Consider the following 14,620-nt stretch of genomic DNA (forward strand, 5'->3'; position numbering starts at 1 on the left):
GCCACGTAGCACGGGGGTATCAGGAGGGGCACCGTGATGCCGAAGTTCGTGAACGCCGGCATCAGGTTGTTGGCCCAGTGCAGATGGCCCAGCAGGTCGAGCATGGGCTCGAGCAGACTGCAGATGAGGCCGCTGGCCATGACGATCAGCGGGATGTAATTGCGGCTGCGGACCGCGGCCCTGATCGCCCAGGGCAGGGCGAACACAACCACCAGCGCACCGGCGACGAGAAAGAACGCGATCTCGGCGCCCAGGCTGACGCTGAAGTCGCCCGGGGCGGGCTGAATGTTCGGCGGCCAGCCCTGGCCCTGGGCCAGGATCGCCCAATTCGTGTTCGACAGGGGATTCATCGGCTCGACCTCTCGTTGTGGAGTACTCGCGCTGTCGGGTGGCGTGACCTCAATGACCAGCACGTCACAGCGGCGCCTCCGCTGTGCACCGGCTCACACTAACACCGTGTCCAGACAATGTGTATAGCAATCTGAAAATAGATTAGATTCGATGGTCAGCAGGCTCGGAACGTGCTTTCTCGCAGGTAAGGTGACTCCGATGACGGACGTGACGCGACGGCCGCGCTCGGTGGACCTCAACGGCGTGCCGGTCGAGGCCATCTATGCGGCGACGTCCCGGCTCATGGAGCGCACGTCTTTCGCCGACATCAGCGTGGCGCACATCCTGAAAGAGGCGAACGTTTCCCGAGCGACGTTCTACTTCTACTTCTCCTCGAAGTTCTCCGTTCTCAGCGGTCTGCTCGAGGCGGCGATGGAGGACATCTTCGGAACAGTGCAGCCGTTTCTGCAGCGTTCGCCCGACGATCCACCGGCATCGGCGCTGGAGCGCAGCATCCGGGCGGTCACGCAGGCGTGGCATCGGCACCGGGCGGTGCTGCAGGCTGCCAACCAGCATTGGCACAGCGAGCCTGCGCTGCAAACGCTGTGGCTCGCGGTCGTGGAGCGCTTCGTCGCTGCGGGTGCGGTCGAGATCGACCGTGAGCGAGCGTCGGGACTGATCACGACGGATCTGCCGAGCCGAACGCTGGCGGCCACCCTCTTCTGGAGCACCGAGCGGGTGCTGCACGTCGCGGGGATGGGGGTCGACCCCGACCTCACCGACGAGGAGGCGATGATCGGTCCCCTCGTCGCGATGTGGAACGGCACGCTCTACGGCAACTGAGAGTCTGTCGCGCGGGCCAGCGTCAGTGACGTCATCACGAAGCGTTCGATCATCGCGCGTTCCTCGTCCTCAGGGAGATTGCGGCGCAGGATGATCGACGCGTAGACGGTATGTAGCCAGTCGGAGAGGTCGCGATTCGACAGGTCGTCGCGGAGCAGCTTGCGCGCGCGGCCGATGTCCAGCCAGGGCCGCCAGAAGCGGACCGCCCGCTCGACCAGTTCAGGTGACCACAGTGCCTCGTGTGCGGTGACGGGGCTTCCGTCGCCCAGCAACGTCGACAGTTCGGGATCGTTGCGCAGCATCTCGATGATCTGGACGGACAGATCGACGAAGGACTCCCGGAAGTCGCCGTCCGGGATTGCGGCGCCAGGGACGGAGTCGTCGGCGATCTCGACGATCCGCTCGATGGCCGAGGCGAGGATCAATTCCCGCCGATCGAAGAAGACCTTGTACACCATCTGTCGGCTGTAACCGGCCTCCCGCGCAACATCTGTCATCGTCACCGCGCGTACTCCGTTGACGCGGAACAGATCTCGGGCGGCCGTCACGATGCGTTCCCGAGCGGCTGCGCGCGGCGTCGGAGGCATGCCGGAAGACTACTCGTTTTGCGAGGGGAGATTGACAATCCAGTCAATGTGGCGTCATTCTGCATCCACTGTTTACATCAAGCCCAGTTTGTCACCTGGAGGTGCATCCCATGCCGCAGCCCGCAGGCGCCGGCAATCCGGCCACCGAGGAGCGGATCGCGCCCGACCCGCCGCCGCTCGGGCGCCAAGGGCCCGCGACGTGCCTGGCGCTCATCGGCCTCGTGTGGTTCGTCGTCTGCGTCGACGTCGTGGTGCGTTGGGTGACCTCGGGCGAGGAATTCACCCCGGCGCCGAGGGTGGGGCCCGACGTCATGGCCGACTGGCGGCTGGTTGCGCTGCGGATCTTCGAGGTGATCAGTCTCGCGGTGATGGCGTTGTTCGTCTGGTACTGCGTGGTCAAGCCGCTGCGTACGACCGGAAAGTTGAGCCTCGACGGGAAATTCGTCATCGGCGGCATCGTCTGCTTCGTCGCAGACGCCTTCCTCAATGTGCAGCAGTACCTGTTCGCTTGGAACAGTGCGAATGTCAACCGCGGGGTATGGGTCCGCTTCCTGCCGTTCCACAATACGGATGCCCCGAGCCGCTACGCGGAATCGTTGATCTGGGGCCCGCCGATGTACATCTATTTCTGTGCGGGGGTGGCCATCGTCGCGTGTCACGAAGCCACGCGCATCCGGCGACGGTGGCCGGCCATCTCCAAGTTCCGGTTGTTCGTGCTGATCTTCGTCGCCGAATTCGTCTTCGACTTCGTGGTCGAGAACGTGGTCATCAGGACAACCCATGCTTACGCGTTCGCGAAAACCTATGAGCCTCTGACCCTCTGGCCGGGTGCGATCCATCAGTTCCCCATCTACGAGTCGATCCTGGTGGCCTTGGTCGGGTGTGTGTTCACCTGGGCCCGGATGGAAGCGGGTGAGCGACCGGAGGGGGAGTCGCCGATCGAGGTCGGCTCCGAGCGCTGGCGTCCGTCCCTGAGGCCGCACGTCCGCAACCTCGCGGTGCTCGGATTCTGCATGGTCACGTTGGTGTTCGTGTACCACCTGCCGTTCAACTGGCTCGGGCTGATCGGCACGTCGTACGCCGATCTCCCGACGTACCTGCTGCCGGGCTGATCGGTGGATGCCATGGCGCCGGTGACAACGCTGGGAACCGACTCTCCTGTCTGGCCGCTGGGTCAGTGGATCGCCACGATCCTGACCTTCACCCTCGCGGCCTGGGTGCTCGTCTGGGTGGTCCGTCTGTGCCGCCGCGAGTCGATCGTCTGGCCGGTGTGGGTGCTCGTCAGCGGCACTCTCACCTGCCTGATGGAGCCGCTCTTCGATCATCTGTACGGGCTGTGGTTCCGCGAGCAGGGGCAGTGGCATCTGTACACGACTTTCGGTAGCCACCAACCGATATGGGTGCCCGCGGCATACCTGGCCTTCTACGGCGGCGCCACCGTCTTCGTCGCGCGCACCATCGCACGCAGACCCACGGCACGCACGGTGTGGACCATGTACGCGTTCATCGTGACCATGGCGATCGCGGCCGAGATGACCTACGTCAGCGTGCTGAAAGTCTATGAGTACCAGGACAGCCAGCCGTTCGTCGTTCTCGGCTATCCGATGTTCCTCGGCTTCACCAACGCGATGTCGGCATTGGTCAGCGGGATCGTGCTCTACCGGCTGGTGCCGCAGCTGACGGGGTTGGCCCACGCGTGTCTGATCCCCCTGGTGCCGATGGCTTTTGCGGCAGGGCTTTTCGGCTCCGGAATCCTGTATCTGTCGGTACGGCATTCGGTCGATGATCCGCCGATGCTGCTCGTCCATCTCGCCGCTCTGACAGTGGTCGTGAGCATCGCGGGCACGGTGGGACTGCTGACACGGCTGGTCGTCGTGCCGGGCCGAGGCGTCCCCGCTGCGAAATGAATGACAATTCACTCTTGAAAACAGATTCAAAAAAGGGTTACGCTGCGTTTGCGCATGGGCTGTGACCGGCACCACCATCGGCCGCCGACCCATCGGCTGCCGGTGCGCGCGAGTACCCCGATCCAAGGAGTGAAGTGTCCGGACACGCGATTTGGCTTGCAGCGCCACCAATTCCACCGCATCCCACCACGCCGATGCCTTTCGTACCCGAGGTGATCTTCACGATCTTCCTGGGGATACCCGTCGTCGTCATGGTGTTCTTCGCCATCAAGCATTTGCTGACCGGCCGCGGCCCGTTGTTGATGTACTGCCTCATCGGCGGTGGGATCGCGTGCCTCTTCGAGCCGGTCGTCGACACGCTCGGGTTGGCCTACATCCGTGAGCAGGCCACGTTGACGACCTTCTCGTCGATGGGGCGCGACTTCCCGCTCTTCATCAACTTCGTCTACATCTGGTACGTCGGCGGCCTGGCCTACCTCGCGTACCGCGTCTTCAGCACCGGGGTGACGCGCAAGGCGGTCTTCCAGCTGTACCTCATCGACGTGTTCATCAACATCTGGCTGGAGAGCCCTGGCGTTCTGATGGGTGCCTACGAGTACTACGGTCCGCAGCCACTGAACTTCTGGGGATTGCCGCTGTGGTGGGTGTGCGTGAATCCCATCATGCCGTTGACGGCAGGGGCGCTGATCTACAAGATGGGCCCGCACCTCAAGAGCTGGCGACTCGCCCTGGTCATCGCGTTCATCCCGATGGCGGACGGTATCGGCAACGGCGCGACGGCGTGGCCGGTGTGGACGGCGCTGAATCTGAACGCTTCGCTGTGGGTCACCCACTTCGCCTGGCTTGTGACGCTCGGACTGGCGCTGACCTGCGTGTGGGTTCTCTCCCACGTCGTCGGGCGGCCCGAGGAGGAGGTGTTCATCACCTCCAAGGCCGGAATCCTCAAGGCGGCGATCTTCGGAACCGCGCCGGCGCCGACGCAGGAGCCGGCGGAGGTTCGCTAGTCCTGTGGATTCTGTTCGGCGCGAACGACCTTGTCGACCACGGCGGCGGCATCTGCGGGGGCGAGGCCCATCGAGGAGAGCACCTGCTGGGCGAATGCCCGCTCAGGGTGGGTGTCGAGCCGGCTTTCCAGGATCTCTCGAATCAGGGCGAAGGCGCCCCCGATCACCGACGTGAGGAGCACGCTGATGTCCGGAGTGACGAACCGGCCGCTCTCGAGACCCCGCTCGATGGCGACCCGTGCATACGGGTGGAGGGCTCGTCCGAACAGGGCATCGGAGTGGCCGATGTTGGCCACCAGGCGGGCGAAGTCGGGATCGACGTTGGCCAGGTCGATGATGCGGAGGCAGCCGAGAGCCACGACCTCCGCGGGATCGACGGACTCCTTCTCGTCGGTGACGACGGTGGCCGCGAGCTCCTGGAGGCTCTCGGTGAAGATCGCCTCCAGGAACGCTTCTTTGGAGTCGAAGTAGTTGTAGAACGAGCCCAGCGCGACATCGGCTGACTCGGTGACGTCCTGGATGCGAAGCTTCGCAACACCTTTCGCGGCCACCAAGGATCGACCAGAGTCCAGCAGCATGCGGCGGGTGCGCTGGCTCTTGCGTTCGCTACGGCTTCCGGACTGGCTTCCGGGCTGTTTCGTCGGCACCTCGATATTGTCGCCCATGAAAGCCAATTCACACTTGAAAATTGATTCAGTATTAGATAAATTTCCATCCGTGCAGGTGAGCTGGATCACGACGAAGGGACTGACGTGACCGCGGGAACACATTCGAGGAAGCTTCACGTTCATCCGGGAGCCACCGACCTGATGGCCCCCCTGCCGGCATCCGGGGACGCCTGGAATCCCCACCTCATCCACACGCACTACTTCGGCTTCTCGATCCCCGAGGCGGCGATCGGTGGGTTCCTCTACGTCCGGTATCAGCCTGCCTTCCCGCTGTCCCAGGGCGGGGTGTGCATCTTCGCGGGCAACGACAACATCGACTACAACGACATGGCCTTTCTCGACTACGAGATCACGATGCCGTGGCCGACGATCGAGAACAACACCGTCAGAACCGAGAACGGACTGGCGATCGAGTTCATCGAGCCCGGGCGGACGGCGCGGATCACGTACACCGCCGACGACGGGCGGGCCGAGATCGACCTGCGAGCCGATGCGGTGACACCCCTTCTGGCGCGGGGGCACGTGATGCCGGGGGAGGAGGACCACCACGGCGATGTCTCGCGAAACCCCGGCGGCAGTGAGCAATTCATGCACATGACCGGACATCTGACGCTGGACGGAATCACGCACGACGTCGACTGCTACGCGCCGAGGGATCGGTCCTGGCATCAGGTTCGGGTCGAGCGGCGCGGCGCCGTTCCGGTTCCCCCGGTGGGCTGGTCGCCCATGTATTTCGGACCGGACCTCATCTTCAACCAGATCAGTTTCGAGCCGCTGGACACCGAACCGCGGTGGGCGGGTCTGTACGACATGGGGGACAGGCCATCGCACCACTACGCATGGGTGCAGCGCGGTGCCGAGTCACGATCGATCACCTCGGTACGCCGGAACGTCCTCGAGTACCACCCACGCCTGCACATGGCGATGAAGCAGGAGATCACGGCTGTCGACGACACCGGCGAGTCGTATCGCTTCCAGGGCGAGGCGATCGCCAGCGCCTCGATACCTGCGTGGCCCAACGCGACGTTCCGCGACTCGGTGTACCGCTGGGAGGACCAGCAGGGCCGCATCACTCACAGCACCTACCAGGAGATCTGGTTCGACACGTACCAGCGGGCGATGCGTTCGGCGCACTAGCGCTGTCAGCCAGACGCACTGCTGCCCAACCAATTCGGCCACCGCGTAACCGGGATGGCCACTGTCACCTGACCAGACGACGAGCGGAGAAATCCCATGGCCATTCTGAACACGCTTGACGAAGCGAGCGCCGCGACAGCACTCGAGACCTGGTTGGCCCGCATGCTGCCGGCCGCCGACGATGTGGCGATCTCGGGTCTGTCCATCCCGCAGTCGGCGGGCATGTCGATGACGACGATCCTGTTCCGGGCGTCGTGGACAGAGAACGGCAACTCGGTGACAGCGGAACTGGTGGCTCGCGTCGCCCCGCCCCAGCCCGGCGTGTTCATGGATCCTGACCTCGAGAAGGAGTTCACGCTGCTGAGCTCCCTGGCCGAGCACACAGCACTCGCGGTGCCGAAAGCGCGCTGGTACGAGGCAGATCCGGCGGTCCTGGGGTCTGAGTTCGTCGTCTTCGACCGCGCCTACGGCGATGTCCCGCCCGACGACCCGCCGTACGTGCTCGAGGGGTGGGTGCTCGACCTGGAACCCAGCCGTCGTGGGTTGCTGTACGACCGCGCGGTCGACGTCGTCGCCGAGGTCGCGGCCGTCGATTGGCAGGCCCTGGGGCTCGGTGAACTCCTGGACAAGCCGCAGTACGGGCCGACGGGCATCGACCAGCAACTCGGCTACTGGGAGGACTTCTACCGCTGGGCATCACGTGACGGGAAGAGCAGCCCCACGGTCGAGGCTGCCCTGCAGTGGGCCAAGGCGAACAAGCCCGAGGGTGAAGACTTGACGGTGAACTGGGGAGACGCCCGGATCGGGAACATCATGTACCGCCCCGACGACCTGTCGGTGGCCGCTGTGCTGGATTGGGAGATGGCCTGCATCGCCAGCCCGGAGATGGATCTGGGGTGGCTGATCCTGCTGGTGCGGTACTACTCGGAGGGCATCGGCGTACCCATTCCCGAGGGCCTACCCGACGGCCAGGCGCTGATCGCGGCGTGGGAGCGCGCCACCGGCCGGACCGCGCGCCATGTCGCGTTCTACGAGGCCTTCGCTGCACTTCGCCTGTCGATCATCATGGTGCGGGCCGGCAACCTGCTCATCAGTGTGGGGGCCTTTCCTGCCGACCACCAGATGCCGGTGTCGAACCCGGCCAGTCAGCTGTTGGCCACACTGCTGGATCTTCCTGCACCGCAGGGTGAATCGGCCAGTTATGTCGAGGCGCGATGACGACCCCCTCAGTGACACGTGGCTAGTTTCGGACTGGCACGCACATCGGCCTCGCTGAGATCAGGTGGCCGCACGGCGGCGAGGCTCAGGTCGGTTCCCGTGCAGTCGGCCGGGACCACCGGGCGCGCGATCCATCTCGCCGTCGACGTCGTGCGCTACTCGGTGCAGGATGCGCTGACGTTCCGGTTGCCGTTCGGTGAGTTCCTGTGGCAGTCCTGGGCGCTCCTGAAAGTGACTGCGACACCGGCGATCCTGATGGCCATCCCCATCGGCGGGATCGTCACGGTGGTGGTGTCGGGGCTGGTGTCCCAGCTGGGTGCGACGGCTCTCCTCGGCGCGGCGAGCGGGGTCGGCGTGCTTCGGCAGGGCGCGCCCGTCACCGCTGGACTGCTGATGGGAGGTGCGGCGGCCTCGGCGATCGCATCGGACTTCGGTGCGCGTGCCATCCGCGAGGAACTCGACGCCATGCGAGTGCTCGGCGTGGATCCGGTGCGGCGCCTGGTGGTGCCCAGGTTCCTGGCCCTGCTGCTGATCGCACCGATCCTGACGCTGGTCATCATCGTATCGGGCACAGCGTCCGCCTTCCTTCTCTCGGTGACCGTCAACGACGTTGCACCAGGCAGCTTTTGGGCTTCGTTCGGCACCTTCGCCAAGATGACCGACGTGTACTTCGCCCTCGCGAAGGGAATGGTGTTCGCCGCGATCGTCGCCGTCATCTCGGCGATGCGGGGGATGGAGGCCAAGGGCGGCCCCCGCGGCGTGGCCGACGCCGTCAACGCAGCTGTGGTGATCAACGTGGTGCTCATCTTGTTCGCCAACCTCGCGATCACGCAGATCGCGACGATGTTCTTCCCGACGGCGGTGGCGTGATGTCGGCGCCGGCCACCCTGAGATACCCGCTGACGCGGTCCGTGCGGGCGGTGAAGAAGCCGCTGCTGGGAATCGGGCACTGGGCGTTGTTCATCGGTCAGGTGTTCTTCTACCTCCCGCTGACACTGCGCAAGTACACCCGGCAGACGTTGGCCGCGACCATCAACATGGCGTGGGGGCGGGGTGCGCTGATCGTCGACGGCGGCACGATCAGCGTCCTGCTCATCTTGGGCGTGGCGACCGGCGCTTCCCTGGGCATCGAAGCACTGGCGATTCTCGACATCCTCGGATTCGGTTCCCTCTCAGGGATCATCGGCGGAGTCGGCGCGGTCCGCATCCTCGGGCCGATCGTCGCGGGCATCGCCTTCATGTCGCAGGCGGGCACGCGGATGACCGCGGAGATCGGTGCCATGCGCATCTCGGAGGAGATCGATGCGGTCGAGACCCTCGGTCTGCGGCCCATCCCGTTCGTGGTCGGCACTCGCCTGATCGGTGCGCTCACCTGCGTCATACCCGGATACCTGCTGACCCTCATGGGGGTGTTCGCCACCATCGAGCTCGTCGCAGTGACGTTCAGCGGTCAGCCCGGCGGTACCTACACGCACTACTTCGTTCAGTTCCTCACCCCGATGGACCTCCTGTACTCGACGATCAAGCTGACCATCTACTGCGTGGCGGTGACGCTCATCCATTGCTACTACGGATATTTCGCCTCGGGTGGTCCGGTCGGCGTCGGCCAGGCCTCGGGTCGCGCCGTGCGCGCCAGTCTCGTGACGATCGTCGTCCTGGACTTCGCGACCACGGTGCTGCTCTGGGGAATCCGTCCCGAGTTCGTCTTCAGGGGTTAGCGGGTATCGCATGTTGAGAGGATCAGAGCAACACCAGGAACGGGTCCTGCTGACCATCAGCGGCTGTGTGCTGCTGTGCATCGCACTGGTGGTGTATCTCGGGGTGGCGAAACCCTTCAGCCGGTGGACGGACGACCCTGACGCATTCGTCTCCGTCGTCATCAACACCCCCTATGTCGGCCAGGGTGTCGAGAAGGGCACGCCGGTGGTTCTCCACGGTGTCTCGGTCGGACAGGTCACCGCTGTCAGCAGTACCGCCTCCGGTGGCGTGCGGCTCGACACCGAACTACAGGCTCAACCCACCCGCGGCCTCACCGACGCCATGAGCATCGACTTCCGCCCGATCAACTACTTCGGTGTGCCCGGGGTCAACGTCACCCCGAACGCGGGTGGTCGGGTCCTCCACGACGGTGCGGACCTGTCGCTGATGCCGACGGGCAACTTCACCCTGTCCGAGTTGCTCAACCAGATGGGGTCGGTGTCGGCGAGTTCTCTGACACCGCAACTCATCTCCGTCATCGACCGCGCCACCCGGTATGCCGACGGTCTGAATCCGGCCGTGGAGTCGGCGGTCACGATGGCCAGAGCGGTCGATGCCGTGCAGACCGTACCCACCGACGTGCTGCTGACCAATCTGGCGACAGCGGTCGCGGCGTTCCCGCCCTTCGCGGACTCGGTGCTGACCGTCGGCACACGGCTGATCAAGTTCGACTACTACCCGGGGCAGGTGATCGACGAAAGTGCCGCGGCCAGTGTCCCGAGGTTGCAATCCCCGTACCTGCAGGCCGCGCGCGTTCCCGACCTGGGCGATTTCTCCGAGGACTACTACCAGAAGCAGTTCCTGGTCACCCTGGATGTGGTGCAGAACGGTCTCTTCGGCGCCGTGGGCAAGCTTCTCAGCAGTCACGTCGACGATCTGACTCCGCTCATCCTGGGGATCACCGCGATCACCGACACGGGCCCCGTGCTGCTGCGCCCGCAAGACGTCGCGCAGAAGCTCGCCGAACTGCGCACCCGCTTCGAGCGGCTCTACGCCGGAAACGGTGAACAGCGCGCCGTGTCGGTCCGAATCCTGTTGGACAGCTTGCCCGGTGTGGCGGCCCCGCTCGGTGTGACGACGGAGGCAACGCCATGAGCATGATCGCCACCGCGTGGCGGATGGGGCTGGCCATCGTCGTCGCGATCGCCTTGTTCGTCCTGCTGCAGAACACGCTCACCAATCCCGTCGCGGTCACCACCCGCACCTACACCGCGGATTACACGGACGCATCCGGTCTGCATCCCGACGGTGACGTGCGGGTGCGTGGCGTCCGCGTCGGAAAGGTCAAGAGTGTCGAGCTCGCACGAACCAACGGGCAGAACGTCGCTCGCGTGGTCTTCACGCTCGACGACAAGTACGGCATCGTCGGCGTCACCCGGCTCGCCATCAAGTTCCAGGCGCTCACCGGTGTCCGCTATGTCGACGTGACCAATGCCGTGGAGGGATACCGCACGGAGGACGTGGTGACCGACATCCCGACCTCGATGACGCAGCCGTCGTTCGATGTGACCGCATTGTTCAACGGATTACAGCCCGTGCTCGCCACCTTGAGCCCTGACGAGATCAACACGTTCACGGCGAACGCCGCGTCCTTCCTGACCGGGGACGGCAGCGGCTTGGCGCCGCTGCTCGACAGCATCAGGCGGCTGACGCAGTTCGTGTCCGATCGCCAGCAGGTCGTGGCGACACTCATGAACAACCTGGCAGGCATCGCGGATGCCATCGGGGGCTCGTCGGACGAGTTCATCCACCTCGTGGATCTGGCGAATCAACCCATCGACAGCGCCAACAAGATCCTCGACGAATTCCGCAAGGATCTGCTCTACAGCAAGGACTTCTTCGATCCCACGACGCGGCTGCTCCACAACGCCGGCTTCCGCAACGGCATCAACGTCGACGAGGCGCTGGACCGCGCCTCGAGCAACCTCGACAACTTCTTCGACGCCTTCAAGCTGGTACCCGTCATCAACGAGAACATCCCCCCTCCGGGCGATGACGGTTCGGCGCTGGAACCGTGCTCGCACGGCAACTTCCAGCTACCGGAAACAATGGATGTGTTACTCAACGGCCAGCGGGTGGTGCTGTGCAACCGATGAAAGTCAAGGCAGCTCTGCGTAGTCCGATCACCTGGGGTGTCGGCGCGATGGCCTGCGCGATGGTGGTGGCATTGGTTCTCGCCTACCTGTACGCCAACGAGCCGGGCACCAACAAGATCGTCACCTTCTACACCGACGACGCGAATGCGATCCGCACGGGTGACGACGTCCGGATGGCGGGCATCAAAGTCGGAACGGTCACAAACCTGGCGTTGCAGCCGAACGAGGTGCGCGTGACGGCGAAGATCGACGATGACGCATTCGTCGGAGATCAGTCGCAGGTCGACGTCCGCATGCTGACCGTGGTCGGCGGCTACTACGTCAACATCGCCTCGATGGGAAGCGTCCCCTTGGGGGCCCAGGTGATACCGAAGTCGCGAGTCACCATGCCGTACAGCCTGGTTCGAGCACTCACCGACTCCACCAAGATCACCACCGGGGTCGACACACGCCCCGTCAACGAATCCCTGGATCAGGTCGCGCAGGGATTGAGCGGCACCAACATCGAGGTGGTCTCGACGGTGATCGATGCCGGGAACGCATTGATGTCGACGGTCGAACGGCAACGCGGCCAGGTGACGAGCATCCTCAACCTCTCCGACGAGTACATCCGATCCCTGTCGGCGTACCGCGACAAGTTCGCGCAACTGGTCAGGAAGGCGTCGATCCTGACCCAGACCCTGGTGATCTACGACAGGGGGTTCTCCCAGACGCTGCAGGGCTTGGGCGACGTGCTCCTCGCGCTCAAACCCCTGGGGGACTTCTACGAGACACACCGCATCGAATTCGTCGAGAAGGTGCGCTCCTTCTTGGAGAAGGGCCGGTTGTTCGTGGAGCGAAACGGTCTGATCATCCGGGGGCTCAAGCGAGTTCAGAATCTGTTCGACCGGGTGCTGGACGCGCAGAACGCGGAACCGGCGCTGCTGGCAACAGATCTCTGCGTGCCCGTTCCGGGGAGCGCGTGCTGATGGCCGCGATGCGCCGAGCACTCGCGACGCTCACCGTCACAGCCGCCGCCATCGGCGCCACGTCGTGCACGACGGGAAACCGGGACGAGGCCAGAAGTTTCTGCGCGATCATGCCCGACAGCGTCGGCCTCTACGTCGACAATCCGGTCACACATCTCGGCTTCCCCATCGGAAAGGTCGATGCGATAACGCCGTCCGCGCAATCCGTGCGGGTGGACTTCTCCATCGACGGCAGTCAGCAGATCCCTCACGACGTCACGGCGGTCACGAGGTCGACCTCCATCCTGGCCGACAGGGCGCTCGAGCTCGTCGGCGACGACGACACCTCGGAGCATCTCGCGGCCGGAAGCTGTATCCCGCTCGACCGTTCGGTGACACCGAAGAGTCTGTCCGAGGTCATCGGATCCTCGACCACCTTCATCAACGCCATCAACCCCGCCGGGTCGGACAACATCGGTCGGGTCGTCGACGGAATCGACCAGGCCGTGCGCAATCAGGGAGCGCCCGCCCGCGACCTCCTCACCACGACATCGGCTGTGATGGACTCGCCGGATCAAGCCATCGGGGACCTCGGCTCCATCACGACCAATCTGCGGCAGCTCACGACCATGCTGGTCGACCTCAATCCGACCATGCAGGGCGTCTTCGACGACGCGGCCACGTCGGTGGCCCGCGAGGCCTCCGACACCTTCAAAGGCGCGAGCGACTCGTTCGAAGGAATCCTTCCGGTCATCAACGCCGCGTCGAGCATCGAAGCCGAATTGGGCCCCCAGGTCCAGCAACTGCTCGACGCCACCTCGGTCGCAGTCCGGAAGGCGAGCCCCCGCGCGCCGTACTACGCGAGCCTGCTGAACGTGGCGCCGCGGGTCCTGAACGGATTGGCCAACCTCGCCAACAATCACGACTTCACGCTGTATTACCGTCCGCCGCTGTACCGGCTGCGGACGCCCGACGGGGTCCTGCAGTGCAACATCATGAACGCCTCGATGCCCGGCAGTTGCGCGAACGTCAAGGGCACTCCGTATGCGGTGGATGTCGCTCTCCTGCAATATGTTCTGACCCAGGCGGCGCAGCGATGAGGGCGCGAGTACGGACCGCGGTGGCGGCCGCAGCGACCGCTCTGCTCGTCTCGTCATGCGCAGCCGTCGACGTCAACGACATCCCGGCTCCCGGCATGTCCTACGACGACGGGTACGACGTCGTCATGCAGTTCGCGAGCGCGCTCAACCTGCCGGACCGGGCCAAGGTGGTGCTCGACGGCGTCACCGTCGGTGTCGTCACCGAGGTGGCGCTCACCCGCGACGATGTCGACGTCACGGCTCGCATCGCTCGCGGTGTCGTCATCCCCTCGGATATCCACGCGGTGCTGCAGCAGGCGACTGTGCTCGGCGACATCTACGTCGCCCTCGAGCGGCCGACGCCCGGCGCGGCACCGGCGCCCGCGGTGCACCCCGGCGGCGCGATCCCGCTGGCGCAGACCACCTCGCCGCCACAACTCGAAGACACCATCGCGAGCCTGGCAAACTTCGTCTCCAGCGGTTCGATCCAACGCGCCCAGAACTCCGTCATCCGGCTCAACCGCGTCATGCCCTCCAGCGATGAGGTGCGCCGCTTGACCACCCGCGTCGAGACCGATCTGTCCGCACTGTCGACCAACCTCGACAAGGTCGACCAGCTCCTCGACGGTGCATCGAAGACCGCGGCAGTGGTCAACAGCCACATCCCACAGCTCCAGTACTGGTTCTCACCCACGGGGCAGCGGGGATTCGAGCACATGATCGGCGTGGCGAACTACATCGGAACGATCCTCCCTGGAATCGGGAGTATCACCCTCGGCGGTTACTGGCTGGTGCCCTTCCTCAACTCGCTGGCCGATTCGACGGGGGCACTGCAGCAATCGAAGGTCGCCACCGAGACCGAGATCCCCAAATACAGGCAGCTGTTCACCGACTTCTTCCTGCCCGTCGACAAGTACCCGGCGATCAACATCACCTCGATCATCGGTCCCGACGGCCGAGAGCTGTCGGGCAACGTGGGTGACGTCCTGAGGATTCTGGGAGCAGCGCAGTGACGGTCTTCAAACTGCGTGATGCTCTGTCGTTCC

The 14,620-nt window shown here is 64.7% G+C and carries 15 protein-coding genes and 1 pseudogene; 13 read left to right on the forward strand and 3 right to left on the reverse strand.

What is annotated here, in order from left to right:
- Positions 1 to 350 (reverse strand): annotated as a pseudogene (locus tag PGN37_RS14035) (hypothetical protein); the annotation flags it as partial.
- A 199-nt stretch (positions 351 to 549) separates the two neighbouring features.
- Between PGN37_RS14035 and PGN37_RS14040 the strand changes: the two are divergent.
- Positions 550 to 1,173 (forward strand): TetR/AcrR family transcriptional regulator, encoded by a 624-nt coding sequence (locus PGN37_RS14040; protein WP_335331634.1) that lies wholly within the window; start codon positions 550 to 552, stop codon positions 1,171 to 1,173.
- On the opposite strand, the gene PGN37_RS14045 is transcribed toward PGN37_RS14040, so the two are convergent.
- A complete protein-coding gene (locus PGN37_RS14045; RefSeq protein WP_335331635.1) occupies positions 1,161 to 1,760 on the reverse strand; it encodes a TetR/AcrR family transcriptional regulator in 600 nt (199 codons plus the stop codon). The genes PGN37_RS14040 and PGN37_RS14045 overlap by 13 nt on opposite strands.
- Before the next feature lie 110 nt (positions 1,761 to 1,870).
- Here PGN37_RS14045 and PGN37_RS14050 point away from each other — a divergent pair, with 110 nt between their 5' ends.
- The 3 genes from PGN37_RS14050 (at position 1,871) to PGN37_RS14060 (ending at position 4,671) form a co-directional block, all read left to right on the forward strand.
- Positions 1,871 to 2,872: a spirocyclase AveC family protein gene (locus PGN37_RS14050; RefSeq protein WP_335331636.1), complete on the forward strand. Its 1,002-nt coding sequence runs from the start codon at positions 1,871 to 1,873 to the stop codon at positions 2,870 to 2,872.
- 12 nt (positions 2,873 to 2,884) lie between these two features.
- Positions 2,885 to 3,667, forward strand: coding sequence for a hypothetical protein (locus PGN37_RS14055; protein WP_335331637.1), 783 nt, complete (start codon positions 2,885 to 2,887; stop codon positions 3,665 to 3,667).
- A 194-nt stretch (positions 3,668 to 3,861) separates the two neighbouring features.
- Positions 3,862 to 4,671: a hypothetical protein gene (locus PGN37_RS14060; RefSeq protein WP_335331638.1), complete on the forward strand. Its 810-nt coding sequence runs from the start codon at positions 3,862 to 3,864 to the stop codon at positions 4,669 to 4,671.
- Here PGN37_RS14060 and PGN37_RS14065 read toward each other — a convergent pair.
- A complete protein-coding gene (locus tag PGN37_RS14065) occupies positions 4,668 to 5,336 on the reverse strand; it encodes a TetR/AcrR family transcriptional regulator (RefSeq protein WP_335331639.1) in 669 nt (222 codons plus the stop codon). The two genes, PGN37_RS14060 and PGN37_RS14065, sit on opposite strands and share 4 nt — an antisense overlap.
- Before the next feature lie 144 nt (positions 5,337 to 5,480).
- Between PGN37_RS14065 and PGN37_RS14070 the strand changes: the two genes are divergently transcribed.
- The 9 genes from PGN37_RS14070 to PGN37_RS14110 all read left to right on the forward strand — a co-directional run bounded on the left by PGN37_RS14070 (position 5,481) and on the right by PGN37_RS14110 (position 14,587).
- Positions 5,481 to 6,476 carry a DUF7064 domain-containing protein gene (locus PGN37_RS14070; protein WP_335331640.1) on the forward strand — a complete coding sequence of 332 codons (996 nt, stop codon included), beginning with the start codon at positions 5,481 to 5,483 and terminating at the stop codon, positions 6,474 to 6,476.
- 96 nt (positions 6,477 to 6,572) lie between these two features.
- Positions 6,573 to 7,694, forward strand: a complete 1,122-nt coding sequence (locus PGN37_RS14075; RefSeq protein ID WP_335331641.1) for a phosphotransferase family protein — start codon at positions 6,573 to 6,575, stop codon at positions 7,692 to 7,694.
- 54 nt (positions 7,695 to 7,748) lie between these two features.
- A complete protein-coding gene (locus PGN37_RS14080; RefSeq protein WP_442932933.1) occupies positions 7,749 to 8,564 on the forward strand; it encodes an ABC transporter permease in 816 nt (271 codons plus the stop codon).
- Positions 8,564 to 9,412, forward strand: coding sequence for an MlaE family ABC transporter permease (locus tag PGN37_RS14085; RefSeq protein ID WP_335331643.1), 849 nt, complete (start codon positions 8,564 to 8,566; stop codon positions 9,410 to 9,412). Before PGN37_RS14080 ends, PGN37_RS14085 begins: the two co-directional genes overlap by 1 nt.
- A 10-nt stretch (positions 9,413 to 9,422) precedes the next feature.
- The gene (locus PGN37_RS14090) at positions 9,423 to 10,547 is read left to right on the forward strand and encodes an MlaD family protein (RefSeq protein ID WP_335331644.1); all 1,125 of its coding nucleotides are present in this window, start codon (positions 9,423 to 9,425) and stop codon (positions 10,545 to 10,547) included.
- Positions 10,544 to 11,548 (forward strand): MlaD family protein, encoded by a 1,005-nt coding sequence (locus tag PGN37_RS14095; protein WP_335331645.1) that lies wholly within the window; start codon positions 10,544 to 10,546, stop codon positions 11,546 to 11,548. Before PGN37_RS14090 ends, PGN37_RS14095 begins: the two co-directional genes overlap by 4 nt.
- The gene (locus PGN37_RS14100) at positions 11,545 to 12,516 is read left to right on the forward strand and encodes an MlaD family protein (RefSeq protein ID WP_335331646.1); all 972 of its coding nucleotides are present in this window, start codon (positions 11,545 to 11,547) and stop codon (positions 12,514 to 12,516) included. Before PGN37_RS14095 ends, PGN37_RS14100 begins: the two co-directional genes overlap by 4 nt.
- A complete protein-coding gene (locus PGN37_RS14105; RefSeq protein ID WP_335331647.1) occupies positions 12,516 to 13,595 on the forward strand; it encodes an MlaD family protein in 1,080 nt (359 codons plus the stop codon). The genes PGN37_RS14100 and PGN37_RS14105 overlap by 1 nt, the downstream gene beginning before the upstream one ends.
- Positions 13,592 to 14,587, forward strand: a complete 996-nt coding sequence (locus tag PGN37_RS14110; protein WP_335331648.1) for an MlaD family protein — start codon at positions 13,592 to 13,594, stop codon at positions 14,585 to 14,587. Before PGN37_RS14105 ends, PGN37_RS14110 begins: the two co-directional genes overlap by 4 nt.
- The last annotated feature ends 33 nt before the right edge of the window (positions 14,588 to 14,620 follow it).

The organism is Mycobacterium kyogaense (assembly GCF_036946525.1).
GTDB lineage: Bacteria > Actinomycetota > Actinomycetes > Mycobacteriales > Mycobacteriaceae > Mycobacterium > Mycobacterium kyogaense_A.